Raw genomic sequence first — 22094 nt, 5'->3', positions numbered from 1 at the left:
CCCGGTAGCGGATTCGCAACCCCCCCGAACGGCGGGGGTGCTCTCCCCCCGACCGACGGCACGGCCGCCCCGGCCTGCCCCTAGGCTCGAAACGCACGCGCTCCCACACCCTCTTACCCGCGCGCGCGAGGAGGCACGGCCATGACGGCCATCCGCGTACTGATCGTGGACGACGAGATCCTGGTCCGCTCCGGCCTCGGCCTGATCGTCGGTTCCGCCCCCGACCTGGAGGTGGTCGGCGACTGCTCCGGCGCCCAGGCCGAGGACCGGGTGACGGCGCTGCGGCCGCACGTGGTGCTGCTGGACATCCGGATGCCCGACCTGGACGGCATCTCGGTGCTCCGCAGGCTGCGCGCCCTGCCCTACCCCCCGGCGGTGGCGATGCTGACCACCTTCGACACCGACGAGTACATCGGCACCGCGCTGCGGGCCGGGGCGGCCGGCTTCCTGCTCAAGGACACCGCCCCCGAGCAACTGGTGCACGCCGTCCGGGTGTTGGCGGCCGGCGGCAGCGTGCTCTCCCCGACCGTCACCCGCACGGTGATCAGCGGCTACGTCGAGGGCGGCGGCCCGGACGCCGAGGCGTCCGCGCTCACCCGCGGCCTGACCGGCCGTGAGCTGGACGTGCTGGCACTGCTCGGCGAGGGCCTGTCCAACGCCGAGATCGCCGACCGGCTCTTCCTCGGCACCGGCACCGTCAAGGACCACATCAGCGCCATCCTCGGGAAGCTCGGCGCCGCCAACCGGGTGCAGGCCGCCGTGGTGGCCAACCGGGCCGGCCTGGTCCGCACCCCGCCCCGGCCGGAGGCGTGACCACCCCCGGCCGGGCCCGCCCGGCCTGGCTCTGCGCCCCCTGGACCACCGCGCCCTGGCTGATGCTGCTGCTCCCGGTGCTGGCGGCCGCGGTGGACGCCGCCCTGGTGGCCAGGGACTCCTCCTGGTGGGAGCTGGTGCTGTCCGGCCTCTCCACCGCGGCCCTCCTGCTGCGCCGCCGGTACCCGGTGCTCACCCTGCTGCTGGTGCTGCCCGGCACCTTCGTCAACTACATCTGGATCGCCCCGGTGATCGCGGTCTACTCGGTCGCCGCGTACCGGCCCGGCCTGCGCGCCCCCGTGGTCAGCGCCGCCGTCTTCTCCCTGGTGGAGTTCTTCCACTGGCCGCTGTCCGACCACCCGCTGGCCCTGGACCGGGACAACGCGCTCTACGCCATCCAGTGCGTGATGCTCGGGGCCGGCCCCGCCGCGCTCGGCATGCTGGCCCGCACCCGGAAGGAACTGGCCGTCCGGCTGGCCGAGCTGACGGAGGGCCGGCAGCGCGAGCACCGGCTGCTGGCCGAGCGGGTGCTCTCCACCGAGCGGGCCCGGCTGGCCCGGGAGATGCACGACGTGGTCTCGCACCAGGTCAGCCTGATCTCGATCCAGGCCGGCGCTCTCCAGGTCTCCGCCACCGACCCGGCCGCCCGGGCCACCGCCCGGACCATCCGGGAGCTCTCGGTGCGCACCCTGGACGAGCTGCGCCAGATGGTCGGCGTGCTGCGGGCCGCCGCCCAGTCCCCGAGCGGGGACCGCCCGGCCGAACCGCTCTCCCCCCAGCCCCGGCTGGCCGACCTGCCCCGGCTGATCGAGGACAGCGGACTGCCCGTCAGCAGCGAGCTGGCGGCGGGGGACCGGCCGTGGCCGGAGTCGGTGGAGCGGGCCGCCTTCCGCACCGTGCAGGAGGCGCTCACCAACATCACCAAGCACGCACCGGAGGCCGCGGTCGAGGTGCGGCTGCTCACCTGCGGCAGCCGGCTGCTGGTCGAGGTCCGCAACGGCCCGCCCGGCCGGCACCCGGAACCCTCCGAGACCCTGCCCGGCGGCGGCCACGGCCTGGTCGGCCTGCGCGAGCGGGCCGAGCGCCTGGGCGGCACGCTGACCGCCGGGCCCACGCCCGAGGGCGGCTTCGTGGTCCGGGCGGAGCTACCGGTCGCGGGGGAGTGAGCCCCGTCACACGGGCCGGCCTCCGGGCCCGCCCGGGTACACCGGAGAACGAGAAAGCCCCGCAGATCCTGAGGATCTGCGGGGCTTCGCTGTGCGCGAGGGGGGAGTTGAACCCCCACGCCCTTTCGGGCACTGGAACCTGAATCCAGCGCGTCTGCCTATTCCGCCACCCGCGCAAGGGTGTTTGTCTTCTGGTCCTTCCGACCCCCTCGGCCTTGGCCTCGTTGGTCTTCCGTCCGGCTCCCTCTCGGGCGCCCCTTCCGACATGAGAAACATTAGCACGCCTCGGCCGGAACCTACGAATCCCTTCCCCGGGCACCTCGCAACCGGGAGGGTGCGGCCCTGCGGAGAGCCGCCGGTCGGGGGCGGTCGGGTGCAGGCGAACGGGTGATCGAGGGATGAGCCGGGCCCCCGGCGGGTAGCCCTGGCTTGCGCCCCGCCGCGCCGGGGGAACCGTGGGGACGGCCGCGGCGTGGATACGATCAGTACGGAAGTACCGCTATCGCGCCCACGGGCGGCCGGACCGAACGCCCTTGGAAGGGGGTGCCCCACGGTGGGAGTACTGAAGAAGTTCGAGCAGCGGCTCGAGGGTCTCGTGAACGGCACCTTCGCCAAGGTGTTCAAGTCCGAGGTGCAGCCGGTGGAGATCGCCGGAGCGCTCCAGCGGGAGTGCGACAACAACGCGACCATCTGGAACCGCGACCGCACCGTGGTGCCGAACGACTTCATCGTCGAGCTCTCCCCGCACGACCACGAGCGGCTCAGCCCGTACGCCGGGCAGCTGGGCAACGAGCTGGCCGGGATGGTGCAGGAGTACGCCGAGGCGCAGCGGTACAGCTTCATGGGCCCGCTCCAGGTGAGCCTGGAGAAGGCCGACGACCTGGACACCGGGCTCTACCGGGTGCGCAGCCGCACGCTGGCCTCCGAGCAGCCCCCGCCGGCCGCGCCGCCGCAGCCCCAGCAGGGCTACGGCCGCCAGCCCACCACGCCGGCCCCCGGCGCACCGTGGCAGCAGCAGAGCGCGGCCCCGTACGGGGCGCCGCCCCCTCCGGCCGCACCCCCCTCGATGCCCCCGACACCCCCGCAGGCGGGCGGCGGCAACGTCCGTCCGTTCCCGGGCGCGGGCCACGGCGGCCCGGCCACCCGGCGCTGGATCGAGGTGAACGGGCAGCGGCACCAGATCACCGGGAACGCCTGCGTGCTCGGCCGCTCGACCGAGGCCGACATCCGGATCGACGACCCCGGGGTCTCCCGCAAGCACGCCGAGATCAGGCCCGGGACCCCGGCCATGGTGCTCGACCTGGGATCCACCAACGGCATCGTGGTGGACGGACAGCACACCCAGCGCGCTACGCTCCGCGACGGCTCCAGGATCGTCCTGGGCAGCACCACCATCGTCTACCGACAGGTCGAAGGGTGATCGCCCGGTCATGTCAGAACTGACCCTGACGGTCATGCGGCTGGGTTTCCTCGCCGTGCTGTGGCTGTTCGTCATCGTCGCCGTCCAGGTGATCCGCAGTGACCTGTTCGGCACCAAGGTGAACCAGCGCACCGCCGCGCGGCGCCCGGCCACGCCGGCCGCCGCCCCGGCGGGCGGCGGGCACCAGGCCCCGCCTCCGCAGGCCGCCCCCGGCCCCGGCCGCCGCCGTGGCGCTCCGAGCCAGCTCGTCGTCGTGCAGGGCTCGCTGGCCGGCACCACGGTGGCGCTGCAGGGGCAGACCATCACGCTCGGCCGGGCCCACGACTCCACGATCGTGCTGGACGACGACTACGCCTCGTCCCGGCATGCCAGGATCTACCCCGATCAGACTGGGCAGTGGACGGTGGAGGATCTAGGCTCCACCAACGGCACCTATCTGGACCGGCAGCGGCTCACCGCGCCCACTCCGCTCCAGCCGGGAATGCCGATCCGTATCGGCAGGACCGTCATCGAACTGCGGAAGTAGCGGCGCATGAGGGACAGCACACCGTCCACCCGAAGGAGGGCTCGGACCGCATGACTCTCGTGCTGCGCTTCGCCGCCGGATCGCACAAGGGACTGATCCGGGAGGGGAACGAGGACTCCGGCTACGCCGGTCCGCGGCTGCTCGCGGTCGCCGACGGCATGGGCGGCGCCGCCGCCGGTGAGGTTGCCTCCTCCGAGGTGCTGGGCTCCATCGTCCGCCTGGACGAGGACGTGCCCGGCGCCGACCTGCTCACCCTGCTGAACGACGCCGTGCAGGGCGCCAACGAGCGCCTGCGGCAGATGGTCGAGGACGACCCGCACCTCGAGGGCATGGGCTGCACGCTCACCGCGATGCTCTGGACCGGGCAGCGGATGGGCCTGGTGCACATCGGCGACTCCCGGGCCTACCTGCTCCGGGACGGTTCGCTGGCCCAGATCACCCAGGACCACACCTGGGTGCAGCGGCTGGTGGACGAGGGCCGGATCACGCCCGAGGAGGCCGAGACCCACCCGCAGCGCTCGCTGCTGATGCGGGCGCTGGACGGCCGCGGCCAGGTCGAGCCCGACCTGTCGATCCGCGAGGTCCGGGCCGGCGACCGCTACCTGATCTGTTCCGACGGCCTGTCCGGCCCGGTCAGCCACCAGACCCTGGAGGAGACGCTCGGGAGCTTCTACTCCCCCGAGCAGACCGTCCAGGAGCTGATCCAGCTGGCGCTGCGCGGCGGCGGCCCGGACAACATCACCTGCGTGGTCGCGGACGTCATCGACGTCGGCGCCACCGACCCGCACAGCGCCGGCTACGCCGACGTCCCCGTGGTGGTCGGCGCGGTGGCCGACGCCCCGCCCGCCACCGACCACGCCCTCCCGAACACCGCGGCCGGCCGGGCCGCCGGGCTGGGCCGCCCGCAGGGCGCGTTCGGTCCGGCCAGCGGCTACGGCCAGCAGCCCGGCTTCGGCCCGGCCGAGGGCTACGGGGCGGGCGACGGCGCGACCGCGCACGGCGGCTACGAGGAGGACGAGGAGCAGGCGCCCCCGCCCTCGCGCCGCCGGAAGAAGAAGTTCGGCTGGTTCAAGCTGACCCTCACCCTGCTGGTGGTCCTCGGCCTGCTCGGGGCCGGCGGCTACGCGGGCTGGCGCTGGACCCAGGGCCAGTACTACGTGGGCGCCTCCGGCGACTCCGTGGCGGTCTACCGGGGCATCAACCAGAACCTGGCCGGGCTGGACCTGTCGAAGGTCTACCAGGCGCACACCGAGGTGGAGCTGAAGTTCCTGCCGCCGTACCAGCAGACCCAGGTCTCCAAGACCATCCAGGCCAGCAGCCTGGCGGACGCCGAGGAGCAGGTGAAGAAGCTGGGTGCCCAGGCGGAGGTCTGCAAGAAGGTCGCCGCCACCCCGGCCGGCACCGCCCCGGCCCTGACCGAGCAGGAGCAGAAGCTGGCCGCCTCCTGCCCGACCCCGTAGTGGCACCCGCCACCGCGACCCTGATGACCGCAGCGACACCGGCCCCTCCAGCGGGTCACCCAGCCGTCGGGGAGCGGCCGTCCACGTGAGCAGTTTCGATCTGAGCAGCAGTCAGACCGGCGGTGGTGAGCAGCGCTCCCGACGCCGGGAGAACACCACCATCACGCCCCAGGGAGCCCCCAACCGGCGCAACACCGAGCTGGCCATGCTGGCCTTCGCGGTGGTGATCCCGATGCTGGCGTACGCCAACGTCGGCCTGTCGATGGACGGCAAACTGCCCGCCGGCATGCTCACCTACGGCCTGGGCATGGGCGCGCTCGCGCTTGTCGCCCACCTGGTGATGCGCAGGTTCGCGCCGTACGCCGACCCGCTGCTGCTGCCGCTGGCCACCCTGCTCAACGGCCTCGGCGTGGTGATGATCTGGCGGCTCGACAAGGCCGGTCCGCTGCTCAGCAAGAACTTCGCCGCCGCGCCGAACCAGCTGATGTGGTCCGGGCTCGGGGTCGCGATGTTCATCGGCGTGATCCTGCTGCTCAAGGACCACCGGATCCTCCAGCGGTACACCTACATCTCGATGGTGGTGGCCCTGGTGCTGCTGGCCGCCCCGGCCTTCTTCCCGAGCCGGGCCGAGGACTTCGGCGCCAAGATCTGGATCCGCTTCGGCGGCTTCTCGATCCAGCCGGGCGAGTTCGCCAAGATCATCCTGACCGTGTTCTTCGCCGGCTACCTGATGGTCAAGCGGGACGCGCTGGCGCTGGCCAGCCGCCGCTTCATGGGCCTCTACCTGCCGCGCGGGCGCGACCTAGGGCCGATCATCGTGGTCTGGCTGCTGTCGATCCTGATCCTGATCTTCGAGACCGACCTCGGCTCCTCCTTCCTCTTCTTCGGCCTCTTCGTGGTGATGCTCTACGTCGCCACCGAGCGGACCAGCTGGATCGTCTTCGGCCTGCTGATGTCGGTCAGCGGCGCGGCCCTGGTGGCCACCTCCGAGCCGCACGTGAAGACCCGCATCGACGCCTGGCTCGACCCGATGGCCGCCTTCAGCCCCACCCCGCCGAAGGGCGCCACCGAGCAGATCGGCCAGACCCTGATGGCCTTCGGCTCCGGCGGGGTCACCGGCAGCGGGCTCGGCGAGGGCCGGTCCTGGCTGATCCAGTTCGCCGCCAAGAGCGACTTCATCCTCGGCTCCTTCGGCGAGGAGCTCGGGCTCACCGGCCTGATGGCGCTCTTCCTGCTCTACGGCCTGGTGGTCCAGCGCGGCCTGCGCACCGCGATCGCCGCCCGCGACCCGTTCGGCAAGCTGCTCGCGGTCGGCCTCTCCTCCGCCTTCGCGCTCCAGGTCTTCGTGGTGGCCGGCGGGGTCACCGGCCTGATCCCGCTGACCGGCATGACGATGCCCTTCCTCGCCCAGGGCGGCTCCTCCGTGGTGGCCAACTGGGCGCTGATCGCCGTCCTGCTCAAGATCAGCGACTCCGCCCGCCGCCCGGCCGCCGAACCCCAGCCCCAGCCCGCCGGCGGCGAGCCGCTGGGCCGGCCGGCCGGCGCCCCGCAGTCGGGCACCCCGCCGCTCGGCGTGCCCGCCGCGGCCACGCCGCCCGCCGGCACTCCGTACTCCACCCCGCCCGGCGGCACGCCGCACACCGGGGCACCCGCCGCCGCGCCGCCGTTCGGCGGCCAACCCGGGCCCGGCCCCGAAGGCGTGACCGAACCCATCCGGGGAGCCCACTCGTGAACAAGCCGATCCGCCGGGTCTCGATCTTCTGCCTGGTGCTGGTGCTGGCGCTGATGATCCGGGTCAACTGGGTCCAGGGCGTCCAGGCCGACAGCCTGGCGAACCACCCCAAGAACCTCCGCACCAAGTTCGACCGCTACGCCTACCCGCGCGGCAACATCATCGTGGCCGGGGGCCAGCCGGTCACCAAGTCGGAGTTCGTCAACGGCTACCGCTACAAGTACAAGCGCGCCTGGGTGGACGGCCCGATGTGGGCCCCCGTCACCGGGTGGTCCTCGCAGGCCTACGACACCAGCCAGCTGGAGAAGCTGGAGGACGGCATCCTCTCCGGCTCCGACTCCCGGCTGTTCTTCCGCAACACCCTGGACATGCTGACCGGCAAGGAGAAGCAGGGCGGCGACGTGGTCACCACCCTCAACGCCAAGGCCCAGAAGGCCGGCTTCGAGGGGCTCGGCAACAAGAAGGGCGCCGTGGTCGCGCTCGACCCGCGCACCGGCGCGATCCTGGCGCTGGTCTCCACGCCCTCCTACGACCCGGGCAGCTTCGCCGGCACCGGCGGCACGGACGCCGACGCGTGGAAGGCCCTCCAGGCCGACCCCAACAAGCCGATGCTCAACCGCGCGCTGCGCGAGACGTACCCGCCCGGCTCGACCTTCAAGCTGGTCACCGCCGCGGCCGCGTTCGAGAGCGGCAAGTTCCAGAACGTCACCGACGTCACCGACACCCCGGCCAAGTACCTGCTGCCCGGCACCACCACCGAGCTCAAGAACGCCAGCGCCAACGAGCCCTGCGCCAACGCCACCCTGCAGGACGCCATGGACCTGTCCTGCAACACGGTCTTCGGCAAGATCGGCGCCGAGGTCGGCGGCGAGAAGCTGCGCGCCCAGGCGGAGAAGTTCGGCTTCAACAACGACCAGGTGGACATCCCGATCCGGGCCGCCGAGTCGACCTTCCCCACCGGCTCCAAGCCGGACGGCACCGCGATGGACGCGATCGGCCAGCACGACACCCGGGCCACCCCGCTCCAGATGGCCATGGTCGCCTCCGCCATCGCCAACGACGGCCGGCTGATGCAGCCGTACATGGTGGACGAGGAGCGGGCGGCCAACCTGACCACCATCTCCAAGCACACCGAGCGCCAGATGAGCCAGGCCGTCACCCCGGCCACCGCGCAGAAGCTCCAGCAGCTGATGGAGAGCGTGGTCGCCAACGGCACCGGCACCAAGGCCCAGATCAAGGGCCTGAAGGTGGGCGGCAAGACCGGCACCGCGCAGCACGGCGTGGACAACAAGGGCCTGCCGTTCGCCTGGTTCATGTCCTACGCCAAGGCCGACGACGGCCGCTCGGTCGCGGTCGCGGTGGTGGTCGAGGACGGCTCCAGCGAGCGGGACGAGATCTCCGGCGGCGGGCTCGCCGCGCCGATCGCCAAGGCCGTGATGCAGGCGGCCCTGGAGCGCTGACGGGACGTCACGGGAGGTCTCCGGGCTGCCCGGAACGGGGCCCGTTCCGGGCAGGGCCCTGTCAGAATGGGGCCGGGCCGGAGGATACCGGTCTGGTCTCATCCGGCAGCCCGTTCCGGTTGCCTCAGGTTGGGCAGGTAGCGTATCCGCAAGCAGCGGGTCTACCCGCCGCCGGTCCACGGCCCGGTCCGTGGGGTCGGTCACGGAAACCGGCACGGCGGTGGGGGCGTCCAACACAGCGTGCGGGGACAACCTACGTGACATCCTCACCTGCCGGTGAGGGAGAGGGTCGGAACTATGGAAGAGCCTCGTCGCCTCGGCGGCAGGTACGAGCTCGGCGGCGTCCTGGGACGCGGCGGCATGGCCGAGGTGTACCTCGCCCATGACACCCGGCTCGGCCGCTCCGTCGCCGTGAAGACGCTCCGGGCCGACATGGCCCGCGATCCGTCGTTCCAGGCCCGGTTCCGCCGCGAGGCCCAGTCCGCGGCCTCGCTGAACCACCCCGCGATCGTCGCCGTGTACGACACCGGCGAGGACTACATCGACGGGATCTCCATCCCGTACATCGTGATGGAGTACGTCGAGGGCTCGACCCTGCGCGAACTGCTGCACTCCGGGCGCCGGCTGCTGCCCGAGCGCGCGCTGGAGATGACCATCGGCATCCTCCAGGCCCTCGAGTACTCGCACCGCGCCAACATCGTCCACCGCGACATCAAGCCCGCCAACGTCATGCTGACCCGGCAGGGCAACGTCAAGGTCATGGACTTCGGCATCGCCCGCGCCATGGGTGACGCCGGCATGACGATGACCCAGACCTCCGCCGTCATCGGCACCGCCCAGTACCTCTCCCCGGAGCAGGCCAAGGGCGAGACCGTGGACGCCCGGTCCGACCTCTACTCCACCGGCTGCCTGCTCTACGAACTGCTGACGCTCCGTCCGCCGTTCGTCGGCGACTCCCCCGTCGCGGTCGCGTACCAGCACGTCCGGGAGGAGGCCATGCCGCCGTCCTCCTACGACCCCGAGGTCCGCCCCGAGGTCGACGCGATCGTGCTCAAGGCGCTCGCCAAGGACCGCGAGTACCGGTACCAGAGCGCCGCCGAGATGCGCGACGACATCGAGCGCTTCCTCGACGGCCTCCCGGTCGCCGCCGCCCAGCAGGCCGCCGCCTTCGGCATGGCCGGCCAGGGCTACGGCTACGACCAGCAGGGCTACCCCGCCGCCCAGCACGACCCGTACGGCCAGACCAACATGCTGCCGCAGCAGGGCGCGGCCGGCCCGACCACCATGCTGCCGCAGGTTGGCAACCAGCAGCCCGGTTACGACGGCTACAACGGCGCCGGCGGCAACGGCGGCGGCTACGACGACTACAACGGCGGCGGGCGGCGCTCCGACCAGCCGCGCAAGAGCAGCAACACCTCCTGGGTGCTGCTCGCCATCGCGGCCGTACTGGTGCTGGTCGGCGCCTACTTCGTGGTGGACGCCGTCATGATCAAGCCCGGCGGGCGGAACGGCGACAAGGTCTCCGTGCCCGCCCTGGTCGGCCAGACGCTGGACGACGCCAAGCTCAAGGCCGCCAACGTCAACAGCAAGCTCGTGGTGGTCACCGGGTCCGAGATCGCCTGCCCCGACGCCGCGGTGAAGAAGGGTCAGGTCTGCACCCAGAACCCGGCCGCCAACACCCAGGTCGCACCGGACACCCGGATCACCGTCCAGCTCTCCACCGGGCCGACCGCCGCGGACCTCCCCGACGTCACCGGCAAGGACCTGGACGCCGCGAAGGACGCCATCACCAAGGCCGGCTTCACCGTCGGCAAGATCGGCTACGAGAACAGCGACACCGTCGCGCAGAACAAGGTCATCTCCCAGGACCCGTCGGCCGGCAAGGCCACGCCGAACAGCGCGATCAACCTGACCGTCTCCTCCGGCCAGACCAAGGTCACCGTCCCCGGCGTGATCAACCAGACCGAGGCCGCCGCCCGGACCTCCCTGGAAGCCGCCGGCTTCCAGGTCGAGGTCAAGAACACCGCGACCCCGGACACCACCAAGATCGGCCAGGTCTACAACCAGGACCCCAAGGGCAACCAGAAGGTCGCCCCCAACTCCAAGGTCACGATCTTCGTCTACAAGGCCCAGGACAAGGTCACCGTCCCGCTGCTGGAGAACGTCGTCCTCAAGGACGCCACCAAGCAGCTCGACCAGCTCGGCATCGGCTACGACTTCCTGGCCGGTCCCCAGGACCCGACCGCCATCGTCACCAGCGTCACTCCCGGCGCCGGCAGCCAGGTCGACCCGGGCAGCAGGGTCACGCTCACCACCAAGGCAGCGCCCCCCAAGCCCCCGACGAACTCCCCGTCCCCGCCCCGCTGACCCACCCAGCCGATCCACCCAGCTGACCCACCCCGAGGGGCCCGCCGCACACCGTGCGGCGGGCCCCTCGGCCTGTGCGCTCCTACCGCCGCCTACGCCGCCGCTCCCCCGGCCCCCGCGCGGCGAGCACCGTGCACAGCATGTCCACCCGCCCGCCGAGCGTCCTCACGGCGCTCTGGCAGTCGGCCATCCGCACGCTCAGCCCGGCTATCACCTCCCGGTCCAGCTGCGACTGACGGAGCATCACCAGCTGCAGCTCCCGGATCTCCGCCAGCTCCTCCCGCAGCTCGGCCAGCTCGTACCGCCACTCGGCCGCGCCCGCCACCGCCCGCTCGGCCAGCTCCAGCAGCTCCCGCCGGACCGCCTTGGCCACCACGCTCCCGCGCAGCAGCATCCCGACGACCAGCACGGCCCGGCGGGGGAAAATCCCCAGGCCGCGCCCGGCCCCGGTTGATTCCTTCAAGTTGAAGGAAACAAAACGCAGCAGGTCAGAGCCCTTCAGCACGCGGTACCCGTGCTCGGTCAGCTCCGCCCGGTGCCGGTGGACCAGGCTTTCCACAGCCTTTTCCCCAACCCCGTAGTAGTCCGCCACCATCCGCGCCGTCACGTGCACGCCGTCCGGGAGCAGCACCAGCGCCTTCACCCCGTCCAGCGCCTCGACCCGGTCGGCCATCCCGCCGCGCATCGTGCGCGACTCCTGCAGAACCGCTTCACGGTCCATGGTTCTCACCTCGCATGTCGGTGGCACCGACCCGATCGGCCGGTGCCGCCGTGGAAACGAGATGATCCGACCGCCCGTCACCGCCCCGGCGCAGCGCACGGGATCACACCGACGGCGCCCGTCGAGGGGTTCCGCTCCAGGTCAGCGCAGTTCCGCGGGCGGGGTGCGGCGGCTGTCGACGGGGTCGGTGCGGACCAGGGAGCCCCAGACGGCCATGCGGTGGCGGGAGGTGTAGACCGGGGTGCAGGTGGTGAGGGTGATGTAGCGGCCGGGGGCGGTGTAGGGGGAGCCCTTGGGGACGGGGGCGACGATGCCGGTGTCGTACTTGGAGGTCTGGGGGAGGACGCCGTCGACGCGGTAGACGTACCAGGCGTCGCGGGTCTCGACCACGACCGGGTCGCCGACGGCGAGGGCGTCGAGGTCGTGGAAGCGGGCGCCGTGCCCGTCCCGGTGGGCGGCGAGCGCGAAGTTGCCCTCCCGGTCCCAGGGCATGGCGGAGCGGTAGGGCTGGTCGTAGACCCCGGCCACGCCCTCGTTGAGGACCTCGGGTTCGGTGCCCATCCGGATCAGCGTCTGCCGGGCCGCCCCGAGGGCGGGGACGTGCAGGAAGCCGATGCCGTCCCCGGCCGCGTACACCGGCGGCGCGGGTTCGGCCCCGGGCCCGGAGGGGGCGGGGGCGGCGGGCGCGGCCCAGCTCTCCCTGAGCCGGTCCCCCGCGGCGCCGGCCTGACGGTCCGCCAGCACGCCCGTCCACCAGAGCGAGTAGCCGACGAAGAGGGCGAGCACCACCCCGGCGGTGATCAGCAGCTCGCCGACCACCCCGAGCAGCGCGGCGGCGCGGCCGCGCCCGCGCGGGGGTCCGGCGGCGGTGGCCCCGTCCAGCTGGATCTCCACCGCGCCTCCTCCTGACGACCGGTCAGCCCGTCACCGGTTCAGTGCGGCGGGCTGCCCCTGGCTCCTCGGCTTCTCCTCGACCATCTTGCCAAAGACGATCAGCCGTCCCCGGGCACTGAACTCCGGCGTGCATGTCGTGAGGGTGATGTACCGCCCGGCCTCCTTGAACGGGGAGCCGTTGGGGATCGGACGGATCACCGAGACGTTGGTCGGCGGAGTCTCCGGGATGCCCCCGGCCACCTGGTACGTGTAGTACGACGTCGCGGTCTCCACCACGATGGTGTCCCCCGGCACCAGCTCGCCGATCTTCCGGAACGGCTGGCCGTGGGTGGTGCGGTGCGCGGCGACGGCGAAGTTGCCGGCCTTGTCGGTGGGCATCGCGGTGCCGGTGTAGTGGCCGACCAGGCCCTTGTCGAGGACCTTCTGCTTGTCGGTGCCCTCGGCGATCGGGTACTTGAGGCCCAGCTTGGGGATGTGGATGATCGCGAAGCCCTTGCCGGGCTCGAAGGCGGTGGGCTGCGGGGCGGGGGTGGCACCGGACCCCGGGGTCCCGCCGGGCTGGGCCGCGGCGGCCTGGTTCCACTCCTGGGTGAGCGCGTCGCGCTCGCCGCTGGCGGCGTTGTCGGCCTGCACGTTGGTCCACCAGAGCTGGTACGAGACGAAGAGCAGCATCACCACCCCGAGGGTGATGAAGAGCTCCCCGAGCACCCGGGCGGCGACCACCCGCTTGCGCTCCTTGGGCCGGACCACGGGCGCCGCGGAACGCCCTTCGGCCCGCCGCCGTCCGCTGCCCGAGCCGACGGTGGTGCGGCGCCGGTCCGCCCGGCGTCCGGGCGGCGGCAGCACGGCGCCGCCGGGCGGCACCACCCGCAGCTGCATGGTGGAGTCGTCCTCCACCGGTACGGGCTGCACGGGCTGCCCCGGCTGCCCGTACGGGACGCCCTGCGGCTGCCCCAGAGGGGGGTGCTGGCCGTACGCGGGCTGCGGCGGCCCGCCCCAGCCCGGGGCAGCCCCGGAGGGCGCCGCCTGCTCGTAGACCCCCCAGTCCCCCGGGCCGCCGCCGGCACCGTCCTGTGCGCGCCCCTCCGGGCGTACCGCCGTCACGGCCTCAGCCCCGACCGATCACCGGGGCGAGGCCGGCCGAACGGCCGACCGCCTCCGGGAAGCCGCACTCGGCCAGCCAGTTGGCGAGCATCCGGTGCCCGCCCTCGGTGAGCACGGACTCCGGGTGGAACTGCACGCCCTCGACCGGCAGCTCGCGGTGGCGCAGGCCCATGATCACGCCGCTGTCGGTCTCGGCGGTGACCTCCAGCTCCGCGGGCACGGTGCCGGGCTCGACCGCCAGCGAGTGGTAGCGGGTGGTGGTGACCGGCGAGGGCAGGCCGGCGAAGACGCCGCCGTCCCGGTGGGTGACCGGGGAGGTCTTGCCGTGCAGCAGCTCGGGCGCCCGCCCGACCACCGCGCCGTAGGCGACCGCGATCGACTGCAGGCCCAGGCAGACCCCGAACAGCGGCAGCCCGATGGCCGCGCAGTGCCGCACCATGTCGACGCAGACCCCGGCCTCCTCGGGCGAGCCGGGGCCGGGGGAGAGCAGCACCCCGTCGTAGCCGCCCTCACCGTCGCGCCGGACGGCGTGGTCCACCGTCAGCTCGTCGTTGCGGACCACCTCGCAGGTGGCGCCGAGCTGGTACAGGTACTGGACCAGGTTGAAGACGAAGCTGTCGTAGTTGTCCACCACGAGAATCCGGGGCGGGCTGCCTGCGGCGGTCATCCGTGCACTACTCCTGGGCTGGGTGCTGGTGGGGCGGGCTGCCTGGCGCGTGAAGCGGGCCGGTGGGGGTGCTGACGGCGGCTCAGCCGACGCCCGCGCCGCCCTCGTCCACTGTGACGTCGCCGAAGGGGAGCAGCGGTTCCGCCCAGGGGAAGACGTACTCGAACAGGACGTAGACCGTTCCGAGCACCAGCAGGACGGCGAGGACCGCCTTGACGAAGGCGTTGCCCGGCAGCAGCCGCCAGATCCAGCCGTACATGGTGCTCCTCGGGTTTCGGGTCCGGTCCAGATTAGACGGCCGTCGCGGCCCGGCAGGCGGCCAGTGCCATTACTGACCGGAAGCGGTGTGCAGGTCGACCGTTCCGGTGTACCCCGGGACCGTCAGGTCGCCGCTCTCCTGGACCTTCCAGCCCAGCCCGTAGGCGGCCACGTAGCCGAGGTAGTTGGCGATGGTCGGGTCGGCGTCCACCGCGGAGCGCAGCTTGTCGGTCCTGCCGACCGCCTTGACCACGTACGGCGGGGAGTAGACCCGCCCCTGGAGCAGCAGGGTGTTGCCGACGCAGCGGACGGCGCTGGTGGAGATCAGCCGCTGGTCCATCACCTGGATGCCCTCGGCGCCGCCGCGCCAGAGCGCGTTCACCACGGCCTGGATGTCCTGCTGGTGGATCACCAGGTCGTTGACGCCGGGCTCGGGGATGCCGGGCAGCTTGGCGGTGGCACCGGGCGGGGCGTCGTTGAGGGTGACGGTGAGCCCGGGGCCGCGCAGCTCCTGGAGGCCGGCCTGCTGCTGGAGCAGGGCGAGGCGGTTGCTCTCGGCCGGGCTGAGGTTCTGCTGCGCGGTGAGCTCGTCGACCCGGCCCTGGAGTTCGGCCAGCTCGGTCTGCGCGGCCTGGTTCTGCGAGGAGCGCTGCCTTATGACGTCGCTGAGCCGCAGCAGGGAGTTGTCGGTGCGCAGATCGGTGCCCCGGGCGGTGTCCGCGCTGATGTAGAAGAGGAGACCGGCCATCGCGAACACGGTGCAGGTCAGGGCACGTCCGACAATTCGGGTGCGCGGAGGGCCTCCGGACGCTTCGGGGGAGGGAATCGTGGAATTCGGCACCGTACCCTTATCTCCTTACGACCCGGCGAGCCACTACGCTAACGGACGCCGGTGACGCGTGCGGAACACCCCACGCGTGGGCCGGCCCCCACAGTCGCCCACCCCCCGCTGCACCCTGCGCGGTCACAGCGCATCGACAGGAGAACCTCTCGTGCCGAAGTCTCGACTCCGCAAGAAGTCCGACTACACCCCGCCGCCGTCCGGCGCGGCCCCGGTGAAGATCAGCTCAGGTCGCGGCTGGGTGGCACCGCTGATGCTCGCACTGTTCCTGGTGGGTCTGGTCTGGATCGTCACCTACTACGTCACCAGCGGCACCTGGCCGGTGAGCAGCTGGGGCAACTGGAACATCCTGGCCGGCTTCGGCTTCATCGCGGCGGGCTTCGGCGTCTCCACCCAGTGGAAGTGACGTCCCACCGCTGAGGCTCCGGCCCCGGCACTCCTGACGCACCGTCGGACACCGCTCCGTGATGGCACGGAGCGGTGTTCCGCGCTGCCCCGGCCCGGGCGGCCCGCCCATACCATCGGGTTGTCCACACGGTTATCCACACTGGGGAAAAGTCGCCCGCACCTGTGGATAACTTCTCTGTTCGAGGCCCGTCAGATTCTCCGAATTCCCTTCGAATTCGCAGCGGGACGCGCGTAGACCAGCCTTTCCCCACCCCCCTGCCGCACCGGCTGTGCACAGCCGGGCGCGCTCTGTGGACAACCGCGCGCGCCGTCAGCCGCTCAACTGCGCCGTGTGGACCACGACCACCAGCAGCGCGACGGCCACCACGGCGGCCAGGGTCAGCCCCTGCACGAGGTTCCGCCGGGCCCTGGGGGCGTACATCAGCCCCGCCCCGGCCACCACTCCGGCGACCAGACCGCCGACGTGCGCCTTCCAGTCGATGACCACGCCGGAGGCGTTGGGCCGGGCCAGCGCGAAGGTGATCACCAGGTTGACCACCAGCAGCGTCATCGCCGGCCGCAGCGGCGCCCCGTTGGCCTTGAACAGCACCACCGTCGCGCCCAGCAGCCCGAAGATCGCCCCCGAGGCCCCGACCGACTCCACCACCACCCCGCCGAGCGCGTAGCTGCAGGCTCCCCCCGCCAGACCGGAGGCGAGGTACAGCCCGAGGAAGCGCCACCGGCCGAGCACGTGCTCCAGCTGCGGCCCCAGCACCCAGAGCGAGACCATGTTCAGCGCCACGTGCATCACCCCGGCGTGCACGAACATCGCCGTCACCAGCCGGTACCACTCGTGCGGCCCGGCGGCCAGGCCGTCCGGCCGGTACGGGTAGGAGACGCTCCACAGCTCCAGGTCGCCGCCCAGCTCCGGCCGCAGGTACTCGGTGAGCAGGAAGACCAGCAGGTTGAGCCCGATCAGCACCTTGGTGACCAGCGCCTGGTCCAGCGCCAGCGCCCCGCCGTAGCGGGTCCGCGCCTCCCGGGCGCCCTGGTGCCCCTCCCGGACGCACTCGGGGCACTGGAAGCCCACCGAGGCGCTCACCATGCAGTCGGGGCAGATCGGCCGCCCGCAGCGGGTGCAGCCGATGCCGGTCTCCCGCTCGGGGTGCCGGTAGCAGCCGGGCAGCCGGTGGCCCTCCTCCGGTGCCGCGCCGGCCGGTACGTCGGGACCCATCACGCTCTCCTCGCTCACCGCCGCCGGGACTGCCAGGCTACTGCTGACGCCGCGTCAGCCCCGCGTGATCGTGACCGACTCGATCACCACGTCCTCGACCGGCCGGTCGTCGCCGCCGGTCGCGGTGCCCGCGATCTCCAGCACCACCTTCCGGCTCGCCGGGTCGGTGACCTCGCCGAAAACGGTGTGCTTGCGGGTCAGCCGGAGCGCCGGCTCGACGGTGATGAAGAACTGCGACCCGTTGGTGTCCTTGCCCGCGTTGGCCATCGCCAGCAGGAACGGCTTGGTGAACGCCAGCTCGGGGTGGAACTCGTCGGCGAAGGCGTAGCCCGGGCCGCCGGTGCCGGTGCCCAGCGGGTCGCCGCCCTGGATCATGAAGCCCTTGACCACCCGGTGGAACAGGGTGCCGTCGTACAGCGGGGCGGTGGACGGCTCCCCGGTGCGCGGGTCGGTCCACTCCCGGGTGCCCTCGGCCAGCCCGACGAAGTTCGCCACCGTCTTCGGGGCGTGGAAGGGCAGGAGCTTCACCGCGATGTCGCCGCGGTTGGTCCTCAGGGTGGCTATCAGGTCTCCGGCCACGGTGCCGCACTCCCTCGTCCCGACGGTTCCGTCCCCGGAATCATCCCACGGACCGTCAGCCGTACGGCCTCCCCCGGACCGGTCCGCCGCCCCGCGTCCGGACCAACCCGACGCGCCACGGAACAGAACGACATGCATGATCTCGAAACAGGTGGAAATGTGCATAACGGACGCCACCGAGGAGGAGAAACCCGTGACCCGTTTGGACACCGCCCGAGAAACGGCCGACAAGGCCAGGGAGACCCTCGCGCCCTATGCCGCCACCGCCAAGGAGACCGCGCTGACCTACGCGGAGGAGGCCCGGCACCGGGCGGAGGAGGCCCGGCACCGGATCGGCCCGCACCTGGAGGCGATCGGCCCGAAGGCGGGCCAGGCCGCGCAGGCGGCCCGCGTGCAGTACGCCAAGCACCTCGCCCCGCAGCTGGAGCAGGCCTTCGGCGCCCTCCCGCCGCACGCCCAGCAGTCCACCCTGAAGGCCGTGCACCGGGCCCAGGAGGCCGCCCTCTCGGCCAAGCTCTCCGCCGGGCGGGCGGTCGACCAGGCCCGCGGCACGGTGCTGCCCAGGGTCGCCGAGGCCCGCGCCGCGATCGGCCCGGCCGCCCACGAGGCGCAGAGCCGGGGCGCCGCCGCCCTGACGGCCCTTCAGGGCCACGTCAGCTCGGCCGAGATCAGCGACCTGGCGGCCCGGAACATCAAGCGGGAGCAGCACCCCCACCGGGGCCGCGGCCTCGGCCTGGCGGTGGCCGGCCTGATCGCGATCGGCTCCGGCGTGGTGGTCTGGCAGTGGTGGCGCGGCCGCGGCGAGCCCGAGTGGCTGGTCGAGCCGCCCGTCACCGCCGCGCGCGAGGAGGAGCACCTCAACGGCGCCTCGGCCGCCCCCAAGCCGGGCCCGCCGTCCGGCCGCCACGCGGCGCCCGCCCCGCAGGGCCCGGCCCCCACCGAGGAGCACCCGAAGCCGGCCCCGGCCCCGGACGACCGCCCCAAGCCGCACGACCCGCGCAAGCCCCACTGAGCCCCTCCGAGCCCCGTTCCCGGCCCCGGGAACGCCGAACGGCCGCCGACCTGATGACAGGTCAGCGGCCGTTCGTCCGTGACACGGTGGAGCTTAGGAGACTCGAACTCCTGACATCTGCCTTGCAAAGGCAGCGCTCTACCAACTGAGCTAAAGCCCCGTGCAGCGAAGTGCTGCGCACCAGAGTACCCGCTCCCCGGGCCGGCCGGGCCTCTCGCCCGGACCGGCCTCGCGGAGGCGTGGTGTCAGCGGCCGGCCGGGACCGGGTCGGTGGCCTCGGTCCACAGGTCCTGCTCGGCGCGGTCCGCCTGCACCTGACGGTAGACAAAGAAGCCGCCGAGGGCGACCAGGGCGACCAGGAGGAGCTTCTTCACCGCGGGACCTCGTCCTTCTTGCTGGGGGATCGGGCCCTGACCACGGACCCTCGGATGTTGCGGGCACGAACCGGCGGTCTCACCGTTCGGACCGCCTCCGGCCGATGATACACATCGGTAACGGCGTCCCGGGCGGCCCCCGCGAGTCGTCAACCGCCCGGCACGCGCCAGGGATTGACGCCGTGCCTCCTGTCGTACCAACTACCGCCCGGGCAGCCTCAGCACCGCCCGTCCCCCGTCCAGGTCCACGGTGGAACGCGGCGGCGCCCCGTCGCCCTCCTCGTCGCGCAGCATCAGCGTCGTCCTCCGCTGCTCCAGCTCGTGCTGCTTGCCCGCCGCGAACTGCGCGTGCAGCTGCTCGAAGCCGGTGGACGAGATCTGCCCCTCCCGCCCCGTCCCCCGCCACGGCAGCCAGGACGCCCGGCGGGCCCGCAGCGCCAGCTGGTCCACGAAGGCCAGCAGCACCAGACCGACCACCAGACCCGGAAGGCTCATCACCCAGAACATCTCCACGCCGTCCAGCGTACGGACCGGGCGGGAACGTCAGAAGGCCCGGAGTGGAAATCCACTCCGGGCCTTCTGCGCCGGTGGGCCTAACAGGACTTGAACCTGTGGCCTCTTCCTTATCAGGGAAGCGCTCTAACCGTCTGAGCTATAGGCCCTTGCCGCACTCAAAGATTAGCGGACCGTCGGCCGATCTCCCAAATCCGGGTCGGCGGGGTGCAGCTCAGGGGCCCCGGAGAGCCACTGCGGGCGGGTGGCGGGCAGGTGGCTGGCGCCCTCCGGAGTGGTCCGGACGGCGAGGACCTGGTTGATCCCGATCCGGTTCTGCTCGAAGGCCAGGGCGGAGGCGGCCATGTACAGCCGCCAGACCCGGGCCCGGCCCTGGCCGGCCAGGCCGACCGCCTGCGGCCAGTTCGCCTCCAGGTTGGCCACCCACTCACGGAGCGTCAGGGCGTAGTGCTCCCGCAGCGACTCGACGTCCCGGACCTCGAAGCCGGCCTCCTCCAGTGCGGAGACGGTGGCGCCGACCGGCGAGAGCTCGCCGTCCGGGAAGACGTAGTGCTGGATGAACGGGCTGGGCCGGTACGGCTCGCCGGGCCGGTCGGGGCGGCGGGCGATCTGGTGGTTCAACAGGCGGCCGCCCGGGGCCAGCAGTTGCAGCAGGCCCTCGGCGTAGACCTGGTACTGGACGGTGCCGACGTGCTCGGCCATGCCGACGCTGGAGATGGCGTCGAAGGGGCCGTCCGGGATCTCCCGGTAGTCCTGGAGGCGGACCTCCACCCGGCCGCCCAGCCCGGCCGCCAGCACCCGCTGGCGGGCCAGCGCGACCTGCTCCTTGGAGATCGAGACGCCGACCGCCCGGACGCCGTAGTGCTCGGCCGCGTGCAGCAGCAGCGAGCCCCAGCCGCAGCCGACGTCCAGCAGCCGCATCCCGGGGCGCAGGCCCAGCTTGCGGCAGATCAGGTCGAGCTTGGCGGTCTGGGCCGCCTCCAGGCTCTTGGCCTCGGGCTCCCAGTAGGCGCAGGAGTAGACCATGGTGGGGCCGAGCACCAGGCCGTAGAAGTCGTTGCCCACGTCGTAGTGGTGGCTGATCGCGGCCCGGTCGCGGCCGCGGCTGTGCAGTCGGCCGCCGCCGAGGCGGGCCTCCTCGGCCGGGGGAGCGGGCTGCGGGGCGAGCACCCCGGCGCGCAGCAGCAGGCCCAGCACGCGGCGTCCGGAGGGGCCGAGGGCGTCCTTGGCGCCGAGGGACAGGGCGGCGATCTCGGGGCGCTCGGCGAAGCGGGCGGCCAGCGAGAGGACCTCGTACAGGTCGGTGCCGGGGGCGGTGTCCAGGTCGCCGGAGACGTAGGCCCGGGCGAGGCCCAACTCGCCGGGCTGCCAGAGCAGGTGACGCAGTGCCCGGCGGTTGCGCAGGACGAGCTGCGGGGCGTCCGCGGGGCCGGCCTGGCTGCCGTCCCAGAGCCTGATCCGGAGCGGTATCCGGGCACCGAGGAGATCCTCGACCGAACCGAGCAGTTGTGTGGCGAGCTGAGCCATGGCACGCACCTCCGACCGACGGGCAGGACGCTGCTGAGTCTGCCCCGTGTCGGCACCAAGCCAACACAGCCCGGCCGGGACTCCGTCAGGTGACGCGCCGTGTACGAGGCGCCTGTCACCCGAACGCTCCTGGCCGGGCTGGTGCGGGTGCGAACTGACGGATGGTCAGCGCACGGAAGATCAGTCCTCCTCGGCCAGGGTCAGCTCGATCCCGCCGGTGAACCCGGCCGCCGTGTTGTAGATGAAGGCGGAGAGGGTGGCCAGCGCGGTCATCAGGACCACGTCCACCACCGCGATCAGGGTGGTGAACATCATGACCTTGCCGAAGCCGATGTAGTCCATCAGATCGACGCCGCCGGTGGTGTCCGACCCGGTGACGTCCTTCAGGGTGCCGCCCAGCGAGTCGAAGACGCCCAGGCCGTCCAGGGTCATCCAGAGCACCGCGGTGGCCACGATGATGATCACGCCGACCGCCAGCGAGAGCAGGAAGGCGACCTTCATCACCGACCACGGGTCGGCCTTGGTGACCCGCAGGCGGGCCTTGCGGGTCCGGCCGGCGGCCGAGGGCGGGGTCTGGCCCGGACGGCGCGCGGCCGCGCCACCGACCTGGGTGCCCCGCGGCGGGGTCTGCTGGCCCTTGGCGTAGGTGGTCGGCTGCGAGAAGCCGCCCGCGCCCGGCGCCGGCTGCGCGGGCGGCGGCGGGACCGCCCCGGCCTGCGCGGCCGCACCGTAGGACGCGCCGCCCGCGACCGGCGGCATCAGCGAGGTCGAGGCCGAGGAGTGCCCGTCCGGCGTACCGGGGACACCCGACGGGCGGGGCGGCACACCGGCCACGCCGCCGGCCCCGCCGTAGGACGCACCGCCGCCCGGCAGCCCGCCCCCGGCACCGCCCGCAGCACCCGTGGCTCCACTCACCCTGGTCCTCCCGCAACTCACCCGTCAGGACGGGTGCCCGCCCTGCTCATGTACGTCTCCAGCACCCGGCGGGATTGCCCGGAACTGTTCGGCGGCCGGTGCCCTCCCGGCAGGGGAGGGCACC

General features: G+C 72.6%; 22 protein-coding genes and 3 tRNA genes. 10 read left to right on the top strand and 15 right to left on the bottom strand.

Features of this window, described 5'->3' with window-relative positions:
- Positions 1 to 141: 141 nt before the first annotated feature.
- Both ACIA8O_RS10340 and ACIA8O_RS10335 read left to right on the top strand, forming a co-directional pair.
- The gene (locus ACIA8O_RS10340) at positions 142 to 813 is read left to right on the top strand and encodes a response regulator (RefSeq protein WP_396293219.1); all 672 of its coding nucleotides are present in this window, start codon (positions 142 to 144) and stop codon (positions 811 to 813) included.
- On the top strand, positions 810 to 1979 hold the full coding sequence (locus ACIA8O_RS10335; protein ID WP_396293218.1) for a sensor histidine kinase: 1170 nt from the start codon (positions 810 to 812) through the stop codon (positions 1977 to 1979). Before ACIA8O_RS10340 ends, ACIA8O_RS10335 begins: the two co-directional genes overlap by 4 nt.
- A 92-nt stretch (positions 1980 to 2071) precedes the next feature.
- On the opposite strand, the gene ACIA8O_RS10330 is transcribed toward ACIA8O_RS10335, so the two are convergent.
- Positions 2072 to 2155 (bottom strand) — tRNA-Leu (locus tag ACIA8O_RS10330).
- Positions 2156 to 2532: 377 nt separating this feature from the next.
- Between ACIA8O_RS10330 and ACIA8O_RS10325 the strand changes: the two genes are divergently transcribed.
- From ACIA8O_RS10325 to pknB, 6 genes are all read left to right on the top strand, one after another.
- Entirely contained in the window at positions 2533 to 3399 is an 867-nt protein-coding gene (locus ACIA8O_RS10325) for an FhaA domain-containing protein (protein ID WP_396293217.1), read from the top strand.
- Between the two features lie 10 nt (positions 3400 to 3409).
- The gene (locus tag ACIA8O_RS10320; protein WP_396293216.1) at positions 3410 to 3925 is read left to right on the top strand and encodes an FHA domain-containing protein; all 516 of its coding nucleotides are present in this window, start codon (positions 3410 to 3412) and stop codon (positions 3923 to 3925) included.
- A 50-nt stretch (positions 3926 to 3975) separates the two neighbouring features.
- Positions 3976 to 5385 (top strand): PP2C family protein-serine/threonine phosphatase, encoded by a 1410-nt coding sequence (locus ACIA8O_RS10315; RefSeq protein WP_396293215.1) that lies wholly within the window; start codon positions 3976 to 3978, stop codon positions 5383 to 5385.
- 85 nt (positions 5386 to 5470) lie between these two features.
- Positions 5471 to 7117, top strand: coding sequence for an FtsW/RodA/SpoVE family cell cycle protein (locus ACIA8O_RS10310; RefSeq protein WP_396293214.1), 1647 nt, complete (start codon positions 5471 to 5473; stop codon positions 7115 to 7117).
- Complete coding sequence (locus ACIA8O_RS10305) at positions 7114 to 8577, top strand: peptidoglycan D,D-transpeptidase FtsI family protein (RefSeq protein WP_396293213.1); 1464 nt, start codon at positions 7114 to 7116, stop codon at positions 8575 to 8577. The genes ACIA8O_RS10310 and ACIA8O_RS10305 overlap by 4 nt, the downstream gene beginning before the upstream one ends.
- Positions 8578 to 8874: 297 nt before the next feature.
- On the top strand, positions 8875 to 10944 hold the full coding sequence (gene pknB, locus ACIA8O_RS10300) for a Stk1 family PASTA domain-containing Ser/Thr kinase (RefSeq protein WP_396293212.1): 2070 nt from the start codon (positions 8875 to 8877) through the stop codon (positions 10942 to 10944).
- An 82-nt stretch (positions 10945 to 11026) separates the two neighbouring features.
- On the opposite strand, the gene ACIA8O_RS10295 is transcribed toward pknB, so the two are convergent.
- The 6 genes from ACIA8O_RS10295 to ACIA8O_RS10270 all read right to left on the bottom strand — a co-directional run bounded on the left by ACIA8O_RS10295 (position 11027) and on the right by ACIA8O_RS10270 (position 15336).
- A complete protein-coding gene (locus tag ACIA8O_RS10295; protein ID WP_396293211.1) occupies positions 11027 to 11665 on the bottom strand; it encodes a hypothetical protein in 639 nt (212 codons plus the stop codon).
- A 141-nt stretch (positions 11666 to 11806) separates the two neighbouring features.
- Positions 11807 to 12559, bottom strand: coding sequence for a class E sortase (locus ACIA8O_RS10290; RefSeq protein WP_396293210.1), 753 nt, complete (start codon positions 12557 to 12559; stop codon positions 11807 to 11809).
- Between the two features lie 30 nt (positions 12560 to 12589).
- The gene (locus ACIA8O_RS10285; protein ID WP_396293209.1) at positions 12590 to 13663 is read right to left on the bottom strand and encodes a class E sortase; all 1074 of its coding nucleotides are present in this window, start codon (positions 13661 to 13663) and stop codon (positions 12590 to 12592) included.
- Between the two features lie 4 nt (positions 13664 to 13667).
- Positions 13668 to 14330 (bottom strand): aminodeoxychorismate/anthranilate synthase component II, encoded by a 663-nt coding sequence (locus ACIA8O_RS10280; RefSeq protein WP_396293208.1) that lies wholly within the window; start codon positions 14328 to 14330, stop codon positions 13668 to 13670.
- An 82-nt stretch (positions 14331 to 14412) separates the two neighbouring features.
- A complete protein-coding gene (locus tag ACIA8O_RS10275; RefSeq protein WP_396293207.1) occupies positions 14413 to 14589 on the bottom strand; it encodes a hypothetical protein in 177 nt (58 codons plus the stop codon).
- A 69-nt stretch (positions 14590 to 14658) separates the two neighbouring features.
- The gene (locus ACIA8O_RS10270) at positions 14659 to 15336 is read right to left on the bottom strand and encodes a DUF881 domain-containing protein (protein WP_396293206.1); all 678 of its coding nucleotides are present in this window, start codon (positions 15334 to 15336) and stop codon (positions 14659 to 14661) included.
- 244 nt (positions 15337 to 15580) lie between these two features.
- Between ACIA8O_RS10270 and crgA the strand changes: the two genes are divergently transcribed.
- Positions 15581 to 15835 (top strand): cell division protein CrgA, encoded by a 255-nt coding sequence (gene crgA / locus ACIA8O_RS10265; protein ID WP_396293205.1) that lies wholly within the window; start codon positions 15581 to 15583, stop codon positions 15833 to 15835.
- 312 nt (positions 15836 to 16147) lie between these two features.
- Here crgA and ACIA8O_RS10260 read toward each other — a convergent pair whose 3' ends face one another.
- Positions 16148 to 17050 (bottom strand): rhomboid family intramembrane serine protease, encoded by a 903-nt coding sequence (locus tag ACIA8O_RS10260; RefSeq protein WP_396293204.1) that lies wholly within the window; start codon positions 17048 to 17050, stop codon positions 16148 to 16150.
- 54 nt (positions 17051 to 17104) lie between these two features.
- A complete protein-coding gene (locus ACIA8O_RS10255) occupies positions 17105 to 17629 on the bottom strand; it encodes a peptidylprolyl isomerase (protein ID WP_396293203.1) in 525 nt (174 codons plus the stop codon).
- A gap of 193 nt (positions 17630 to 17822) precedes the next feature.
- On the opposite strand from ACIA8O_RS10255, the gene ACIA8O_RS10250 reads away from it, so the two are divergent.
- Positions 17823 to 18641: a DUF5324 family protein gene (locus ACIA8O_RS10250; protein ID WP_396293202.1), complete on the top strand. Its 819-nt coding sequence runs from the start codon at positions 17823 to 17825 to the stop codon at positions 18639 to 18641.
- A gap of 87 nt (positions 18642 to 18728) precedes the next feature.
- Here ACIA8O_RS10250 and ACIA8O_RS10245 read toward each other — a convergent pair.
- From ACIA8O_RS10245 to ACIA8O_RS10220, 6 genes are all read right to left on the bottom strand, one after another.
- Positions 18729 to 18801: transfer RNA gene (locus ACIA8O_RS10245), tRNA-Ala, on the bottom strand.
- An 85-nt stretch (positions 18802 to 18886) separates the two neighbouring features.
- Positions 18887 to 19015: a DLW-39 family protein gene (locus ACIA8O_RS10240; RefSeq protein ID WP_014137031.1), complete on the bottom strand. Its 129-nt coding sequence runs from the start codon at positions 19013 to 19015 to the stop codon at positions 18887 to 18889.
- A gap of 201 nt (positions 19016 to 19216) precedes the next feature.
- Positions 19217 to 19528, bottom strand: coding sequence for a DUF6191 domain-containing protein (locus ACIA8O_RS10235; protein ID WP_396293201.1), 312 nt, complete (start codon positions 19526 to 19528; stop codon positions 19217 to 19219).
- 75 nt (positions 19529 to 19603) lie between these two features.
- Positions 19604 to 19677: transfer RNA gene (locus ACIA8O_RS10230), tRNA-Ile, on the bottom strand.
- 16 nt (positions 19678 to 19693) lie between these two features.
- Positions 19694 to 21055, bottom strand: coding sequence for a class I SAM-dependent methyltransferase (locus tag ACIA8O_RS10225; RefSeq protein ID WP_396293200.1), 1362 nt, complete (start codon positions 21053 to 21055; stop codon positions 19694 to 19696).
- 180 nt (positions 21056 to 21235) lie between these two features.
- Complete coding sequence (locus tag ACIA8O_RS10220) at positions 21236 to 21970, bottom strand: DUF3566 domain-containing protein (protein WP_396293199.1); 735 nt, start codon at positions 21968 to 21970, stop codon at positions 21236 to 21238.
- Positions 21971 to 22094 lie beyond the last annotated feature (124 nt).

It is taken from the genome of Kitasatospora sp. NPDC051853, assembly GCF_044452665.1.
Lineage (GTDB): Bacteria > Actinomycetota > Actinomycetes > Streptomycetales > Streptomycetaceae > Kitasatospora.
Note: the sequence above shows the minus strand (reverse complement) of the source record. Positions and strands in the feature narration are given on the sequence as shown.